Origin of the sequence: Pseudomonas sp. H26/SER47-MNA-CIBAN-0231 (assembly GCF_040310465.1) — a bacterium.
Taxonomy (GTDB): domain Bacteria; phylum Pseudomonadota; class Gammaproteobacteria; order Pseudomonadales; family Pseudomonadaceae; genus Aquipseudomonas; species Aquipseudomonas atacamensis.
Genome location: NZ_JBEOPW010000207.1, coordinates 1 through 231, shown reverse-complemented (window position 1 = coordinate 231; position 231 = coordinate 1). Strand labels below are relative to the sequence as shown.

Sequence of the window (231 nt, the reverse complement as noted above, 5' to 3'; positions counted from 1 at the left end):
CCTCCAGGTGGGCTTGCCAGATACAGTCCACCACGTAGATGTGGTTCAAGGTGCCAATCATATTGTTGAACACCGAGACCCGTTGTTTATCGACTTCACCGGGTGGCAGCGCGGCGAGGCTGTCGAACAGGCGCAGGTCCGCCCAGCGCTTGTAATCGGCCAGCATGCAGGCAGTAGCTGTATTGATCATTGCAGTTCTCCCATTGCGATGGGCGCACTGCCAAGTTTAGA

The 231-nt window shown here is 56.3% G+C and carries 1 protein-coding gene; it reads right to left on the bottom strand.

Annotation, left to right across the window (positions count from 1 at the left end; genetic code table 11):
- Window positions 1-190: DinB family protein (locus AAEZ10_RS27820; RefSeq protein ID WP_350571906.1), on the bottom strand; the 190-nt coding region annotated here is incomplete at its 3' end.
- Window positions 191-231 lie beyond the last annotated feature (41 nt).